Below are 15,560 nucleotides of genomic sequence, written 5' to 3'. Positions count from 1 at the left end.
GGTGCACCATTTATCCCGCAGTCATGTACCCCCAGTTCCGATAAAAGATGTAGCCCGCAACTATGAAGATAAGCCCAGCGAACAGACGGTTGAGGATGTTCTTGTACGCGCTGAGGCGAACTGCCAGCATCATGCCAGCAAGGCCGCCCGCGAGGCCCCCGCCAATGAACTCGGCGGCGAGCCACCAGTCCACAAGGCCCGAGGCGGCGTAGTTCAGCGCGGTCGCCAGACCGAACGCTCCGACGGAGAGGAGCGACGTACCGATCGCGTTGATCATCGGCATCCCGGTCGCCAGCATCAGGCCGGGAACGATCAGGAAGCCGCCACCGATCCCGAAGAAACCCGACGCCGCTCCGGCGGCGAGCGCCACGGCTGCCGTCACAAGGCACATCTTGAGGTCGATCGGCCGGCTTTTTACGGACGTCGGCTTCCTGGGCTTGAGCATCAGGGCGCCCACGACGACCATCAGGACGCCGAACAGGAAGATCAGGCGGTCTCCGTCCATCGCTTTGCCGAGGCTGGAGCCGGCAAGCGCGCCGAGGACGCCGAGCACGGAGAAGACGGCTGCGCACCGCCACCAGACGTGGCCCTTGATTGCGTGGCTGGCGAAGTTGGCGAACGCGTTCACCGAGACTGCGAGCGCTCCGGTTCCGATCGCGATATGAGGCTGCGTGACGCCGACGACATAAAGCAGGAGCGGCGTCGCCAGAATGGATCCCCCGCCGCCGAGTAGGCCGAGCATGAAGCCGACGATCCCGCCAGATCCGACGGCCGTGAGCATGGAAGCGCTCATGTCCTTCTGCTCCAGACCCGGTCGTAAAGTGTCATGCCGACCAGCATGGCGACGACGAACAGCACCGTCTGGGGAATGCCGACCGACAGGGAAGCGACAGCCGGCCCCGGACAGAAGCCGCCGATCCCCCACCCAAGGCCGAACAGCGCCGATCCGATGACCAGTGGCGGGTCTATCTTCCGGTTCGTGGGTACGTGAAAGCTGTCGTCGAAAGCGGGGTGCCGCATCCGCTTCATGACCTGAACGCCAAGGAAAGCGACGATGACGGCGCCGCCGAGCACGAAGGCCAGACTTGGATCCCAGTCACTGAAGACGTCGAGGAAGCCCTGGACTCGAACCGGATTCAGCATGCCAGAAAGCGACAGGCCGAAACCGAAGACGATGCCGGACATGAGGGCGGCGGAGAACTGGTAGGTGTTTCTGTTCATAGTCCGATACCTCGAAGAACCGTGACGGCGATCACGCCGGCCGACAGGAATGTAGCGACGGCCACCATCGATCGCGGAGACAGGCGGGCAAGCCCGAGCACGCCGTGTCCGCTGGTGCAGCCGGATCCCATCCGCGAGCCGAAGCCGACAAGCAGGCCGGCAACGATGATCAGCGGCCAGGTCGCGGTAATCTCGACCGTTGGCCACTCACCGAACGCCAGCAGATAGGCCAGCGGGCCGAGCAGCAGCCCGAGCACGAAGGCAAGGTTGGTCGTCAGGCCGACTCCTTGGGCGAGGCGCCCGACGATGCCGCTGATGCCGGCGATCCGGCCGTTCAGAAGCAGGAACATAACCGCGGACGCGCCGATCAGAATGCCGCCGGCGAATGAGGCGAGATAGGTGCTCATGTCTCTTCCTTTGCGCAGAAGATGTCATAGAGGGCGCCGACGAGCTGAGCCGCCTTCTCCTCCGTCAGGCGATAGAAGATCTGCTTTCCCTCGCGTCGTGTTTCGACAATCCCGGAGTTTCGCAGCACCGTTAGATGCTGGGAAAGATGCGGCTGATGGATGTCGAGTTTTTCCTCGAACTCACTGACGGAGAACTCACCCTCGACGAGCGTGCAGACGATCATCAGACGCGCCTGGTGCGACAAAGTCTTCAGCAGATTGGCGACCTCTCCGGCCCGGCCGGCCATCTCGGCGGGAGAGAGCCGCGCCTTCATCATTTTCTTTAAATCAGTTTTCATTCCCATGCGGCTCCCTGCAATGCGTCGAGAGGAAACTTGAGGTAGCGCTTGCCGTTCGCTTCCGGCGCCGGCAGACGCCCGCCCCGGATGTTCACCTGCAGGGCATGCAGGATGAGCTTCGGCATCGGCAGCGTCTTGTCACGCTCCGTCCGGAGCGCCACGAATTGGTCTTCCGTCACTCCGGCAAGATGCTCGTTGGACTTCTTCTGCTCGGCCACAGTGCTTTCCCAGCGCGGCGCACGACCGTGCGGCTGGTAGTCATGTCCGGTGAAGATGCGGGTTTCGTCCGGGAGGGCGAGGATGTCCTGAATTGACTTCCAGAGGATGCGGGCGTCGCCGCCGGGGAAGTCTGCTCGCGCCGTGCCGCTGCCGGGCATGAACAGCGTGTCATGGACAAATGCCGCGTCGCCTACCACGTAGGTGATCGAGGCGAGCGTGTGACCGGGCGAGAACATCACCTTCGCGTCGATGGAGCCGACCTTGAACATTTCGCCGTGTGCGAAAAGGTGGTCCCATTGCGAGCCGTCGGTGGCAAGCTCGGGCCAGTTGTAGATCCCCTTCCACAGCGTCTGCACGTCCACGACGCGTTCGCCGATCGCGGTTCTGGCGCCGGTCTTCTCCTTCAGATAATGGGCCGCGGAGAAGTGGTCGGCATGCGGATGGGTGTCGAGGATCCACTCCACGGTCAGGCCTTCGTCCCGCACATAGTCGAGGATCGCGTCGGCATTGATCGTCGCTGTCGCGCCTGCCTTCTCGTCGAAGTCGAGAACCGGATCGATGATCGCGCACTTGCCCGTCGTGGGATCGGAAACGACATACTGGACGCTCCAGGTGCGCTTGTCGAAGAAGCCCTTCACTTGCGGACGACGCGCGGCATGCAGCTTGAGCCAGCCCGCGGCCGCGCTGGTGTCGAAGCCACGGGCGCGGCCGAATTCGACGACGTCTTCGGCAGCCATTCGCCCGTCGAGAACCTCGCCGATTAGATGGAGGGTGAGGGACCTCGTGCCCGACTTGCAATGGGCGAACACCGGGCCTTCGGACGCATCGACCGCCTTCTGAAAGGCACGGACGTCGGCTTCAGTGATCGTACCGAGCGTGACCGGGACATAAGCGTAGGACAGGCCGCAATGCTCGGCTTCCTGGATTTCCACGTCTGTTCCGGGCTGGGCGGCGTCCTCGGCGTCCGGGCGGTTGTTGATCAGCGTCGCGAATCCCTGTCCACGCAAGGACCCGATGTCGCCGGCACTCGGCTGCGGCGAGACCGACAGCTTCTCTGAAATCCTGATGACGGACATGACTGACTCCTTAGTCCATTACATTATACATTCTAATATAACGTATAATGTTTATCTTTCAAGCCCGCCCAGTGACCTTATCGTCGCAGCAGACTCAGGAGCAAAGAGATGCGCTCCGACCCCAAAGGAGCTTTCTCGCTACCGTGTCGCGCCAACCGGACGCCGAAGAACGGCGGAAGCAGCAGTTTTACAGGGCGAGTACAGGGAGCGCGTCACCCCTCAAGAAGGTTCAAGAGACTACGAGCTAGTCGCGAGAGCGCGATTGAGCGTTGACGTCCTCTAAGCATCGAAATGGCGTGCCACCTCTCATCGTTCGTCATCGCGGCGACAGCTCTAAAATATTCACCATTGGATCGAAGCGGTAGATCGATTCTGCATTTTTTCCCCGTAGACGGCCGAGTGGGCGGGGACTGACTAGAAGTTATATTTTTCTCAAACTGCTGGAAGGCGAACGTCAACCAATCGCTAGGAGGGCCGAACTCGGAATGCGCGCTGCCAATATCCAGCATCTGCGCCATCGTCAGAAGAGTGTTGGACCTCCATGTCATAGACAAGCAGGTCAATGGCGCAGCCGCGTTCACCGGGATGGAAACCGGCCCGGGCGTGCTTTGGAACATCGAAGAAGATGATCTCGGGCTTTCCGCTGTTTGCGGAATCACTCCAAAGAAAGCGGATGGCCTTTTCGAACTCAGCAAGATCTGGCCCGCCCCTTCCCTTCTCGGCATCATCTATCGCCTCCATCGTCGCAATCAGCAGGTCAGCGTGACGGAGCTCAAAAGGAGCCGGCGGACCACGCGACACAGCTCTCATACAGCCGGAGCAAATCAGCTCGGCCAACCCGTCCCGGTATTCATACCGGAAGTCGCATCGCGTGAAACATTTCCAGCAGGAGAAGCGCAGGCGAACTCGGTGGATGGGGCAAGCCACGGCCTCAGCGCGCGACCAGCTTCTGCGAATGTACTGATCGCGGCCGTTTCGCCGGTCGCCTTCCAGGCAGGCGGGGCAAATGCCGCGCCATCGGGCCCGTAGGACATAGCCAAGTGGGGCAGCATGCCTCGAAAGTGCGAGCGCCTCGACCACGGCGGGTCGGATCCTGCAAGCGCGGCTCCATCTCCAAACACTTACCGGGTTGCGATCGAAGTCGCTATCGGTTGAGCTGTCGAGGTCTAGCCAAGCGTCAACATCTGCCCTCCGCAGGGAATACCGTACCGCAACCCGCGCCTGCCACGAGGAGACGAGCTCGTCGCAATGGGGCCGCGGTGCCAGCGGCAAAAGCGGCGTAATCCTCACCGGGCGATCCGCCTCTGCAGCTGCCGCTCCGAGTATCGCGTCATCGAGATCAGGGGCAAAACCAGCTCGCCGCCGGTGAAGCTTTCGATGGCAATGCGCTCGTTACCAGTTCGGATGGCCTCGACCGCTGCGGTCTCAATCAACCGGAAAATCCGGACCGTTACACCATCGGTCAACTCAAGGACACGTTGGCGGACTGCGGCAGTGCCTATATCGGATGGTTCCCTGAGGGGGAGAATGCCGGCCAGACTCGACAGAAGCTGGGCCAGATGCTTATCGTTGGACCAACGGTTTAGATGAAAAGCATCGAACCGCTCGGCGAGCTGTTGGTCTGTTAGAAGGGCTTGCCGGGCAAGGTCCGTCCCCGCACAGATCATGGGCACCTTCAGATCATTGGCCAGGAACCGGATGACGTTGAGGAATATTCGCTGCTGGCGAAATGTGCCGGTTAGAACGGCGTGGATTTCGTCGATGACCAGCATCCGAACGCCCATGTCACGCATCATGCTTCGGCAAATGGCCTTCAGGCGCCATGCGGCTTCGTACTGGGGACCCGGCGCTCCCAGTGCACTCAACAGCTCACCATAGACATCGCGCTCGATCGGCTCGGCCGGCATCTGCATGGCAACGACAGGCATCGTCGTGACGCCTGTGCTCCGGTCGAACCGAGGCGGATGATCACGTAGGAATTTCCGAATGATCTTGGTCTTGCCGATACCGGTGTCACCATAGAGGAGAAGGCAGGGCATTCGGTCGCGCGGAGGGTAAGACAGAAGATCCTCTAGCCGCCTGATCACCGCCGTTGCTTGCGAAGTCTCAAGCCATCTATCCGCACGCAGCCAGGCGATGCGCTCATCGGTATCGAGATCGGCATACTGGCGATACGCCGGCTGCAGGTGCTCGTATGCTGTCATGACCACTCCTCCACGGACAATGGTGGCAGATCCTCGAAAAGTTCCGGAACGGGCTGGTCGTCGGGAAGAGCGTCGCAATCCCGACTTGCGAACAATGCGCGCTCGCTCCGCTCGGCATTCCGGCGCACGGTTCGTGTTTTCACTGCAGCGTCCGCCAAAAGTTGCCGCTGCTCGGCAATCGTCGAAAAGATCAGCTCTTCGTTGACGGCCCGTACGCCTCTTGCCCGCAATGCAGCCATGGCCAGACGATGCTCGCCAAGCGTGATACGCGGGCGCCGAAGATCAGCGAAATGAACCGTCCAGACGAAGCCGTCGGCCCCTTCTACCTGAACGCGCGACAGGTCTCGGGGGTCGTACTTGACGCGCACCCGCTGGCCCCGGCCCGCCCATGGGCTGAGCACATCGTCCCAATAGCGAAACCCGAACAGATGGATCCCGTCTCTACGGACGAACCGTTCTTCAAACGGCAGGAAATCTATCAGGAACTGGCCGGGATCGTGGGGAAGCCTTAACGGGTATGGACGATCAGCAAGGCCGTCATCCCAGGCCAGCCGCGGGGGCACGCCTAGCCTGCGATGAAGATCGGCATGATAGCGGCCTGTGATTTCGAGTGTGAGCCACCTCTCCAACTCATCCAAGGTCATCGCGGCATGTTTCTCGGAGTCATAAGAGCCGCGATCCGCGACGTTGCTTGAGGTCGAACCCGGCAGCATATGCACCGCCCCCATCATAGTGCCGATCAGCCGTTCGATATGCGCGCCATAGTGCGGACGGCGAACCGGACGATGAACGAGGGAAATTCCGTGTTCTGCCGCCCCGCGAATGAGAGCTTTGCCGTGAAACTCTCGAGCGTTGTCGAGATGAATGATATCCGGAAGGCCATGGGCCGGCCAATCGGCCTCGATGCGCCGATCTTCGAGCCACGGTTCCTTCGGCAAGACCAACTGTTGAACGACGAGGGCGACGGATGTCGATGAAGGGCTTTCCAGACTGACATGAAAACCGGCCACCATCCGGCTTGCGATATCGATGGCCAGTGTCAGCCACGGCCTTTGCAAAGGGCGGCGATGGACAGAATCGACGATAAAAAGGTCCACGAGCGTATGGTCGATCTGCACGACCTGAAATGCATAGTCTGCAGTATATTCCTGGACAACCGGTGCGAACCTTTGGCGGGCGGCCGTGGCTCCCTCCCTATCTCGATACAGCGCCTTTTGGTCCGCTTGATCGACACGACCTCTGACAGCTTTCAAGGAAGGTGCGGGGATACCGGCCTCGTGACACAGCTGGCGGACGCGGTCGTGAAGTGCCTTCGCAGTCGGCCGTTCGCGACTTCGATAGGTGTCACGGATTGCAACCTCGATGGTCTCTTCGACATCGTCACGCAATCGACGGCCGCCCTTTTCTTGACCCGCCACGCCATCAAGAAGCGAGCTGGCTACCGGCGCCGCACGATAAAGGGCGATCAGTTCGTAGAGACGCGACCGCTTCAAACCAAGTTCCCGGCACACTCGCGCAAGGCCGACCGCTGGTATACGCTTCGCCGTTGCCAGCGGTCGGATCAACGCCTCGCGAGTGACCGCCTTAGTCCAGGCGACCTCAGTCGCCACCATTTTATCGGGTCTCTTGTTCATCCTATATCTCCCCATCCCGTCACGGTTCGAGTGGAGCTTTGCGCCAATTTCATCGACAGCTAAGATGACGCGGGATCGTAACAGTGCCGCGACAGCACTTTGAGTGACAAAGGAGTCCGGAGAATTAGGGCGAGTCCGGCGAAATGGGAAAACGCCTTGTCCTGAGAAAACAGTGAGATAGAATCCACTCGATTAAGAATGCCGACAAGAAAGAATCCGGTAAATCCACGGCCGCTCGGCCGTCAAAACCGGCGATCCGGAGCGTTTCTGTGATGAAGTCATCCCATTCAAAAACCGCCGTCGATCGCCGTGCCGATGAACTCGACACCATCGCCAGCGTGCTGCCGATCGACCGCCGCGACGAACTGGCCGAACTGCTGACCGACCAGGACATCGAAACACTACGCCATCTGGTCAATGAAGGCATGGGCGAAAACACCCTGCGCGCGCTGACCTCCGACCTCGCCTATCTGGAGGCCTGGTCGCTGGCCGCCACCGGTGCCTCCCTTCCCTGGCCCGCGCCCGAGGCGTTGCTGCTCAAATTCGTCGCCCACCATCTCTGGCAGCCCGAACAGCGCGACATCGATCCTCACCACGGCATTCCAGTTGATGTCGAGCAGAGCCTGCGCGAGCAACGCTTTCTTCGTTCGTCCGGGCCGCATGCGCCCGATACGGTGCGCCGGCGGCTTGCCAGCTGGTCGACGCTGACGAAATGGCGCGGCCTGACCGGTGTCTTCGCCTCCCCCTCGCTAAAATCCGCGATCCGCCTTGCCGTGCGGGCGACACCGCGGCCGAGGAAACGCAAGAGCGCCAAGGCGGTCACCGGAGATGTCCTTGCCAAGCTGCTCGGGACCTGCAGCACCGACGGGCTTCGCGACATCCGTGACCGAGCAATTTTGATGGTGGCGTTTGCGTCCGGCGGACGCCGCCGTAGTGAGATTGCCGGTTTGCGCAAGGAACAGCTCTCGGTCGAGCCGCCAATCACCGTCGAGGGCAGCCCTCCCCTCGCTTGCGATCCATCTGGGTCGCACCAAAACGTCAGGGGCTGAACACGATGAGGTCGTTTATCTGACAGGCCGGCCGGTGGACGCGCTGAATGCTTGGATGACCGCCGCCAGAGTTGAGAGCGGGAGCATTTTTCGGAAGGTTGATCGTTGGGGCAATGTTTCGACGCGGGCACTGGAGCCGAGTGCGATCAACCAGATCGTCAAGCAGCGCGCCGAAATGGCCGGGCTGGAGCCTGGGGAGTTTTCGGCACATGGACTGCGGTCGGGATATCTCACCGAGGCAGCCAACCGCGGCATCCCCCTCCCCGAAGCAATGGAGCAGTCGCGACACCGATCGCTGCAACAGGCCTCCAGTTACTACAACAACGCCACGCGCCGGAGTGGTCGAGCCGCGCGCATGATTTAAGAGCCGCTATCAACTACTGCATACAGCTACGCGGCGTATGCAGTGCGATCCGTTGGCTTTTCAGGTGAGTGGCAACGCTGAGACTTTCAACCACGCTCGAAAAACGACCTAAAAGGCGGCGAAGTCGATGTTGACCCACGCAGTGAGTACATCAAGATCGCTTTCGCGCTGATGCATCGCCCCGCGCGAACTCGCCGTCACGCGTCTTGAACGACCTGATCGATAGGTAAGATTGCTATCAATCACAATTCCAGATAATCATGAGTTATAGCGGAGATTTCTATAACTCATGACTTGGAATTGGACACAAAAAAGCTGGCCGCAGTTTACCTATGACGCCGCTCAAATTGCGCACTTCGAAGACCGATTTCTTTCTTCTTCCGGCGAAGTAATCGGGGCGGTTCGTCACTTCACCGATGAGGAACGCGATCTTTTGCGTATCGAGTTCCTAAGCGACGAAGCGGTGAAGACGTCAGAGATCGAGGGCGAAATGCTAGATCGTCTGAGTGTGCAGTCCTCCTTGCGTCGCCAACTCGGACTCGATGCGGACAGTCGGCCGGTCAAGCCGCAAGAGCGCGGCATCGCTGAGATGATGATCGATGTCTATAATTCCTGGCCTCTTCCGCTCGATCATACAACGGTGTTTCGTTGGCATGGCATGCTCATGAGCCCAAACCGCCACATCGGAACGATCGGCGGGTACCGGACCCATGACGATGCAATGCAGATTATCTCCGGCCGGCACGACAAACCAACCATTCATTACGAGGCTCCACCGTCCAAGCAGGTGCCCCAGGAGATGGAAGCTTACGTCAGGTGGTTCAACAGATCAGCGCCCAATGGTGATTTTCCCCTGCCCGCTTTGACCCGCGCCGGTCTAGGCCATCTTTATTTTGAGAGCATCCACCCGTTTGAAGATGGGAACGGAAGGATTGGCCGTGCGCTTGCGGAAAAGTCGCTGGCGCAGAGTCTCGAGCGACCAAGCCTCATTGCACTGGCTCACACCATCGAAAATGGCCGCAAGGCCTACTACGACCAGTTAGAACGCAATCAACGCACCATGAATATTACCGAATGGCTTGTTTACTTCGCCGAAACTGTTCTCGAGGCGCAGCAAACCACCCTTAAGCGGGTCGCATTTTATATTGCCAAGGCGCATTTTTACGACCGGTTCAGAGGTCAATTCAATGAACGCCAGGAGAAAACCATCGCCCGCATGTTCAGGGAAGGTCCCGCTGGGTTCCGGGGCGGTTTGAGCGCTGAGAATTACATTGCGATTACACAGACCTCACGAGCGACGACAACGCGCGACCTTCTCGACCTGGTGGTCAAGGGTGCGCTGACGCGAACCGGAGAACGCCGACACGCCCGATACACCCTGAACTTGCGTTAGCGCCCCTAAGGGCCAATGCAAAGATGATGATCTATTCAAGGTTCGGCCATTCGGGGGCGAGCTGGACAAATGCCCCTCCTGTGGGCGCCGATCATCGCTGCCAATCCAATATCGCCACGAGTCAGCCTTCCCTATGACCCGCTGCGCGTAGCCTCCAGGAATCCCAAGATACCTGTGGTCCGGGACTATTTGAAACATGCTAATCCAGGCGTCAACGTAGGCCATTCTCAATGTCCCCGGCCATCCCCCCGCTCTCTCATCCCGCCTGCCGTTCCGCGCTGCCATTGGCTCGAACCAGCGACATCAGCATCGGACCGAGCGAGAATTCTCCCCTCTCAGCCCGCCGTGTCAGATCCCGCAAATACCCTCCCGCCGAATTGATGTGCCCTCCCCGCTCCAAAATGCAGGCCATCGCCGCGGCCGCCATTTCGGGGCCTAAGGTGTCGCAGGCATCCTGATACGCCGAGGGGCTGACACCTAGCATCGATCGAACCGTAATCGCCGCCGACATCAGCTCGCGCCAACTGCTGATGGACCCATTGGGCCCATACATCGCCACCTCCGGGCAGGCCCTCAGCACGAGACCGAGTGGGAACGCCTTGATCGGCTCGCTCAACTGCCTGATGGCTTGCCTGGATTTTCCGCCCTGCTCTTTTTCTGAGCGAGGTTCAAATTCACGGATGGATTCGGTATTTGAATTCTGTATGTGCTGACGGCCTACGTCAGCATTGGTGGCGGTTTTTCCCGAATTTAGCTGATTTTCCAGCGCATTGAGTGTCTCTTCGAGCAGCATCGATAATTCATCCAGAATGCCGCTCAGAGCTTCAGCGGTTCGAGCCTTCGAGACTTGAGAAACGACACCAACGTAATGGGCTTCGATCTTGCCCCAATCGCCTGATGCGCCCTCTTCCATGGCTGCGGTGAGTATCTTGCGGATATCGCGCCGGCAAAGCGAGATCTTCTCCTTGATGACCTTCAACTGTTGCCGTTCAGCAGCGGCCTGCTGAGCCAAACGAGCCAGTTCCTCTGATCTGGCCAGGAGCGGCGCCAGGCTGAACCCGAAGGCATCTTCAAGGTCGCCTTCGCGATCTTTCCGGGCATATCGCTTGCCGTTAGGGCTGTCTTTGCGGTGGATCATGCCTGCATTCACGAGGATTGCCAGGTTTTCGCGAAGCGTCGTTCCCGCGATCCCATTGGCCCGCGTGGAGAGCTGCGCATTCGATGGAAAAACAACAAGCTTCTTTCCATCGACAAGGTTTGTCTCCGGATAAAAGGACAGAAGTGCGTTGAGGACGGACAAGGCGCGGTCCCTCAACCCCAGGACCGCACGCGCGTCACAGACGTCGCGATAGACCTTCCACTTATCAACTGATTTGCCTGACTTGATATAGGCCGATTCGAATTGGCCTTTTACCAAGGCAAGCGTAATTGGCCGCCGCCCAAAGGGCGTCGTCACAAATCCCGTCTGCATTTTCCGTCACCTTCTTTAGGCAAAAAGGATATGCCCACCAAAACGGTGCCCAAGACTCTTGACTATGATTCGGGGAAATGCGATTCTCGGTCTGCTAGGATACGAGAGAGGCTTCCACGATTAAGGTCGTTTGGGGGCCTTTTTCTTTTTGCGGTTTAGTCTCCGTGCTTCTGTTCCTCATCGAGGAATTGGGCGTAAAGGACGTCCAATTTCGACGAGAGATAATTTCCAAAACGGCTGGCGTTCTTTGCCTTCATGGACAGCGAAAACGACTTGCCAGTATTCTTGATCTCAGCCGCCACTGCCTTATCGACGGGCTGCCACTTCGCAATATTAGCCGGCAGTTCTGTCTTCTTGACCGGCCGCGCGGTCTTGTTCAACGCATTCAACATTACAGTAAAGCGATCGTCCGAACGCAGTTCCAGGAACGTTGCGTCGCTCTTCAGCTTATCGATCTTGTCTGCGCTCGACGCTTTGCCGACAAGGAGGGAAAGCTCAATCCATCGTTCGCGGCCCACCGCTGGGGCCGCTCCGATTGCACTGATCAACGCTGACGGAATGCGCTCCGTAACAGTCATCATCTTTGATAGAGACGCCGCATTGGTCGCGAGCGCGGCCGAGATCACCTCTCTATCGTATCCTCTCTCATCCAGCCGTCGTGCAAAAAGCGCACGTTCGATAAACGTCAAATTTGCACGCGCCGAGTTTTCCTGACCCTGCGCAATAACGTGCGTTCGATCATCCATTTGCTTGACTACTGCCCGCACCTTGAGCCCGAGTGCTTTGGCGGCCTTTAGGCGTCGGTGACCGAAAACGACCTGATAGCGATCGTCGATACTGGCATGTGGCCTGACAAGAATAGGGGTATTTTGTCCCTGGGCTTTGATCGCTTCAACCAGTGCCTCGAACTCGGCCTGATCATCATCGAGCCGATCGGAGATGAATGAACCATCGACCTGATCTGGCTCGAGCTCGACGATAGCTTCTCCTTCGAGGAACCTGTCAGCCTGTTTTGCCATTTCGTCGATTGAACGGATCATCGTTTTCGATGCTCCGCGCATGGGATAGGATGTCGGCTCCTGCTCCAGCGGAACGTCGACATCGACCAAGCCTGCTAAAAAATTCTTGCGAGCCATCTACCTGCTCCCGTTTCTGCATAGTTCATTGTTTTCATGCAAGAAAAGCGTGTTTTTGTCAGCTGACATCTTATCGCCCCCAAGATGCATGGATCAGCGATGCGATTTCGCTATTCACAGAATCCATGGATTCGATCGCGCGCTCATATGTCGAACGTGTTATCGCGGACTTCTCCACTTCGTACAGCGATTGTTTAGTGATCCCCGCATCGGAGATCGCCGTGGACTTCAACATCTGGTTCTTCAACATGAACTCGTGGAACATGGAGTTCATGAATCCCACCATCTGTGCCTGAGGCACATCCGTCGGCTCGTATCGCGTAATAAGATAGCGGTACCATTCGAGATTCACCTCGGCACCGGCCGCCCGGATTGGCCTTAGAATCCCCCCGAGCATCAGCAGGAACTGCCCCATCGACATGACATCGAGCATCTGAGGGTGAATGGTGATCAAGACGCTGGTTGCAGCCGTCAGCGCCGTTATGGTCAGATAGCCAAGCTGAGGAGGGCAATCGACAACAACGACGTCATAGCGATCATCGACTTCTTGCAGCGCTCGCGATATCCGCGTGAAGAACGTCTTGCCTTCGTTCGACGAACGGTTCGTCATAGCCAAAGGCGTGTCGTATTCGTATTCCTGCAATTCGAGGTTCGCCGGAACAATATCCAGGCCTGGAAAGTTCGTCGGCTGAATGATCTCCGACAGGGGCTTCTTTTCACCATCGTAGCGGATCGCATCATAGATCGACGCTACCTGATCGAGTTCAGGCTGAAATCCATGTAGGGAAGACAAAGACGCCTGGGGGTCGAGATCGATAGCAAGTACCCTGTGGCCGGTCAGGGCCAGGTACTGGGCCAGATGGGCAGCGCTCGTAGTCTTGCCGGACCCCCCTTTGAAGTTCACGGCGGCAATCACCTGGAGTTTTTCACCGGGCCGGCGATGCGGCACATACATGCGGCTTTCCGACCGGCCGTGCTGATCAAGGTGGTGCCGCAGTTCAAGCATCTGACTGGCGGTATACGATCTGCGGCCAGACGTCGATGTCTGGGGGAGGGGACCCTTTCCGTCGAGATGTAGCTTCTTCAGTGTGCTTTGGGACACGTTAAGATAGGTTGCAACCTCTGCCAACGAAAAGGTACGAAGTGTCTTTCGGGCGTTTGGCGGGAATCGTTGCACGCTCAGCAAATGCAGCTTTTTCGAAATCAGGTCTCCTTGTTCAAGGATCTGATCTTCGAAGTGCAGTGGCAGCTTTGTCGAGGGCATCGAATTAGCGTTCATTATAGCAAAATGTCCAGATAACGATTTAAAGGCAAATCTAGCCCGTTAACCGTTATTATCTCCGATTCTACAAGCGTGACAAGAAAATTAAAGTTGACAAGTGCCCGGCGCAGATTGAGTCCGCGTCAATTTACAAGCCGCAATACGCCGTAATACCCAATTGTTCCAGTATGTTAGTCGACGTTCTCGTCGTCACCCGGCCACGACCCTGCTCGCATTTTGACTAGTGGATTGCCCCGGAAACCCGGGCCGCGGCGCAGGATGGTGCGCTGCAAATTCGGTAGGATGCTCTTTCTGGGTAGAATCGGTCACTCATATTTCGGCGAGTAGAACCGAACTCGCAACCAAGGCAGTCCATGAACGCAACGGCACTGAAGGACCGATCTTCAGTGACGTATCCACACCTAATGCATCCCGGCGGAGTCCGCACTCCGCAAATCGCTGCGTGTGGGGGGCTATTGCCACAAATCAAGCAGACGATGGTTGAGGAGACATTCCTCTTCTGCGAACCAGCGCCCAACTGACGCCTTTTCACGCTGTGTAAGATCTTTTCTGCTTCCTCGAGCTCCTTGATTCGGGACTCGACCTGACGCGGGGCCTCAGCGACATCGACGATCAGAAGGTCATCGCATTAATCGTATCCGCCGATGGTCTGGCTTTAATGGCATCGAACAGGCGTTTGCGCCGGTCAGCGCTTACGATAGAACCGACCCATACCAAAGTTTCAATCCAGCAGGTCCTGCGCGTTCAAAACGCGGTATGAAGACCGAGTGGATCGGTTCCCTATCGCACAGCGAGGCTGGATGATGCGCTTATCGATCACATTATGCACCGCCTTCACGGCGATGTATCTGCAGCTGCGGCTTCCGCGGCGGTATACATTCGGACTGAAGCTGACATAAACATTCTCCTTGTAGAGAACATTTATTCCTCTCGCGTCCGATGCAAAGGGAAGGGGAGGGGAGTATCCCATTCGTATTTTGACTAGTCGCTCCCGCACCCCGCAATCGGACAACGTTGTTGCTCCAAAGTGCGGGTGACCATCACCCGCTAGAATCAGCTCGCATTTTGACGAGTAGAAAAGATCGATCACCTCGCGCACACCTGCTTTCGTGAACATCAAAACGGAGGCAGCGCATGAATCTGACAGCACTGAGAAACCCATCCTCAAACAAGCAGCTACACCTGTTAGACGCCATGCACCGCCTGAGGCTGAGGGTCTTCGGGGGGCGACTGGCTTGGGACGTCGTCAACGAAAACGGCCGAGAGTCTGACGAATTCGACCTGCTGAATCCAACATACATCATAGCCTTGTCGGCCGCATCGGAGATTGCCGGGTGCGTGCGGCTTCTGCCTGCGACCGGACCGACGATGTTGGAATTAGTATTCCCTCAACTGCTGGCGGACGGAAGATTGAAAGCCCATCCAAAAATGATCGAGAGTTCCCGCTTCTGCGTTGACACCGCGATCGTTGAGGGAAGAGGCAGGAAACTGCTCCACGATGCCACACTGGCGATGTTCGCCGGCATCATCGAGTGGTGCATGATCCACGGCTTCACGGAAATAGTCACCGCAACCGATGTCCGCTTTGAGCGAATCCTGAGCCGCGCGGGCTGGCCCATGCGCCGACTTGGTCAACCGACACTGATCAACGAGACGAACAGCGTCGCCGGCATTCTGCCGGCAGATCAGCCAAGCTTCGAGCGCGTTCGCCCGGGAAACTATCGATCCTATTTCAACTTCTCCGCACACAACGCCGCATAGGAGCA

At 58.2% G+C, this 15,560-nt stretch carries 13 protein-coding genes and 1 pseudogene; 3 read left to right on the top strand and 11 right to left on the bottom strand.

The window, feature by feature from the left end; translation table 11 throughout:
* Positions 1 to 10: 10 nt before the first annotated feature.
* The 8 genes from R6X40_RS30320 to R6X40_RS30285 form a co-directional block, all read right to left on the bottom strand.
* Positions 11 to 793 carry a sulfite exporter TauE/SafE family protein gene (locus R6X40_RS30320; RefSeq protein ID WP_318418783.1) on the bottom strand — a complete coding sequence of 261 codons (783 nt, stop codon included), beginning with the start codon at positions 791 to 793 and terminating at the stop codon, positions 11 to 13.
* Positions 790 to 1,221 (bottom strand): YeeE/YedE family protein, encoded by a 432-nt coding sequence (locus R6X40_RS30315; RefSeq protein ID WP_318418782.1) that lies wholly within the window; start codon positions 1,219 to 1,221, stop codon positions 790 to 792. The genes R6X40_RS30320 and R6X40_RS30315 overlap by 4 nt, the downstream gene beginning before the upstream one ends.
* Positions 1,218 to 1,628, bottom strand: a complete 411-nt coding sequence (locus R6X40_RS30310; RefSeq protein WP_318418780.1) for a YeeE/YedE family protein — start codon at positions 1,626 to 1,628, stop codon at positions 1,218 to 1,220. The genes R6X40_RS30315 and R6X40_RS30310 overlap by 4 nt, the downstream gene beginning before the upstream one ends.
* Positions 1,625 to 1,972: a sulfite-sensing transcriptional repressor BigR gene (gene bigR, locus R6X40_RS30305; RefSeq protein ID WP_318418778.1), complete on the bottom strand. Its 348-nt coding sequence runs from the start codon at positions 1,970 to 1,972 to the stop codon at positions 1,625 to 1,627. The genes R6X40_RS30310 and bigR overlap by 4 nt, the downstream gene beginning before the upstream one ends.
* Positions 1,963 to 3,261: a bifunctional sulfur transferase/dioxygenase Blh gene (gene blh, locus R6X40_RS30300; protein WP_318418776.1), complete on the bottom strand. Its 1,299-nt coding sequence runs from the start codon at positions 3,259 to 3,261 to the stop codon at positions 1,963 to 1,965. Before blh ends, bigR begins: the two co-directional genes overlap by 10 nt.
* A gap of 465 nt (positions 3,262 to 3,726) precedes the next feature.
* Positions 3,727 to 4,551: a TniQ family protein gene (locus tag R6X40_RS31720; protein ID WP_412178497.1), complete on the bottom strand. Its 825-nt coding sequence runs from the start codon at positions 4,549 to 4,551 to the stop codon at positions 3,727 to 3,729.
* Positions 4,548 to 5,465: a TniB family NTP-binding protein gene (locus R6X40_RS30290; protein ID WP_318418771.1), complete on the bottom strand. Its 918-nt coding sequence runs from the start codon at positions 5,463 to 5,465 to the stop codon at positions 4,548 to 4,550. The genes R6X40_RS31720 and R6X40_RS30290 overlap by 4 nt, the downstream gene beginning before the upstream one ends.
* Positions 5,462 to 7,099, bottom strand: a complete 1,638-nt coding sequence (locus tag R6X40_RS30285; RefSeq protein ID WP_318418769.1) for a Mu transposase C-terminal domain-containing protein — start codon at positions 7,097 to 7,099, stop codon at positions 5,462 to 5,464. The genes R6X40_RS30290 and R6X40_RS30285 overlap by 4 nt, the downstream gene beginning before the upstream one ends.
* A gap of 272 nt (positions 7,100 to 7,371) precedes the next feature.
* Here R6X40_RS30285 and R6X40_RS30280 point away from each other — a divergent pair.
* Together R6X40_RS30280 and R6X40_RS30275 are read left to right on the top strand one after the other, a co-directional pair.
* Positions 7,372 to 8,512 (top strand): annotated as a pseudogene (locus tag R6X40_RS30280) (site-specific integrase).
* 289 nt (positions 8,513 to 8,801) lie between these two features.
* Entirely contained in the window at positions 8,802 to 9,905 is a 1,104-nt protein-coding gene (locus R6X40_RS30275) for a Fic family protein (protein WP_318418767.1), read from the top strand.
* A gap of 256 nt (positions 9,906 to 10,161) precedes the next feature.
* On the opposite strand, the gene repC is transcribed toward R6X40_RS30275, so the two are convergent.
* From repC to repA, 3 genes are all read right to left on the bottom strand, one after another.
* Positions 10,162 to 11,376, bottom strand: a complete 1,215-nt coding sequence (gene repC / locus R6X40_RS30270) for a plasmid replication protein RepC (RefSeq protein ID WP_318418765.1) — start codon at positions 11,374 to 11,376, stop codon at positions 10,162 to 10,164.
* Between the two features lie 155 nt (positions 11,377 to 11,531).
* Positions 11,532 to 12,512 (bottom strand): plasmid partitioning protein RepB, encoded by a 981-nt coding sequence (gene repB / locus R6X40_RS30265; protein WP_318418764.1) that lies wholly within the window; start codon positions 12,510 to 12,512, stop codon positions 11,532 to 11,534.
* 70 nt (positions 12,513 to 12,582) lie between these two features.
* Entirely contained in the window at positions 12,583 to 13,791 is a 1,209-nt protein-coding gene (gene repA / locus R6X40_RS30260; protein ID WP_318418762.1) for a plasmid partitioning protein RepA, read from the bottom strand.
* Positions 13,792 to 14,928: 1,137 nt separating this feature from the next.
* Here repA and traI point away from each other — a divergent pair.
* The gene (gene traI / locus R6X40_RS30255) at positions 14,929 to 15,555 is read left to right on the top strand and encodes an acyl-homoserine-lactone synthase TraI (protein WP_318418761.1); all 627 of its coding nucleotides are present in this window, start codon (positions 14,929 to 14,931) and stop codon (positions 15,553 to 15,555) included.
* Positions 15,556 to 15,560 lie beyond the last annotated feature (5 nt).

Source organism: Rhizobium sp. PL01 (assembly GCF_033447125.1).
Classification (GTDB): Bacteria; Pseudomonadota; Alphaproteobacteria; order Rhizobiales; family Rhizobiaceae; genus Pararhizobium.
The sequence above is the reverse complement of the archived record's forward strand: the minus strand, read 5'-3'. Positions and strand labels throughout refer to the sequence as shown.

Coding starts and splice junctions, on each gene's coding strand:
- R6X40_RS30320 (WP_318418783.1), bottom strand. CDS start 793: ATGAGCGCTTCCATGCTCACGGCCGTCGGATCTGGCGGGATCGTCGGC.
- R6X40_RS30315 (WP_318418782.1), bottom strand. CDS start 1,221: ATGAACAGAAACACCTACCAGTTCTCCGCCGCCCTCATGTCCGGCATC.
- R6X40_RS30310 (WP_318418780.1), bottom strand. CDS start 1,628: ATGAGCACCTATCTCGCCTCATTCGCCGGCGGCATTCTGATCGGCGCG.
- bigR (WP_318418778.1), bottom strand. CDS start 1,972: ATGGGAATGAAAACTGATTTAAAGAAAATGATGAAGGCGCGGCTCTCT.
- blh (WP_318418776.1), bottom strand. CDS start 3,261: ATGTCCGTCATCAGGATTTCAGAGAAGCTGTCGGTCTCGCCGCAGCCG.
- R6X40_RS30290 (WP_318418771.1), bottom strand. CDS start 5,465: ATGACAGCATACGAGCACCTGCAGCCGGCGTATCGCCAGTATGCCGAT.
- R6X40_RS30285 (WP_318418769.1), bottom strand. CDS start 7,099: ATGAACAAGAGACCCGATAAAATGGTGGCGACTGAGGTCGCCTGGACT.
- R6X40_RS30275 (WP_318418767.1), top strand. CDS start 8,802: ATGACTTGGAATTGGACACAAAAAAGCTGGCCGCAGTTTACCTATGAC.
- repC (WP_318418765.1), bottom strand. CDS start 11,376: ATGCAGACGGGATTTGTGACGACGCCCTTTGGGCGGCGGCCAATTACG.
- repB (WP_318418764.1), bottom strand. CDS start 12,512: ATGGCTCGCAAGAATTTTTTAGCAGGCTTGGTCGATGTCGACGTTCCG.
- repA (WP_318418762.1), bottom strand. CDS start 13,791: ATGAACGCTAATTCGATGCCCTCGACAAAGCTGCCACTGCACTTCGAA.
- traI (WP_318418761.1), top strand. CDS start 14,929: ATGAATCTGACAGCACTGAGAAACCCATCCTCAAACAAGCAGCTACAC.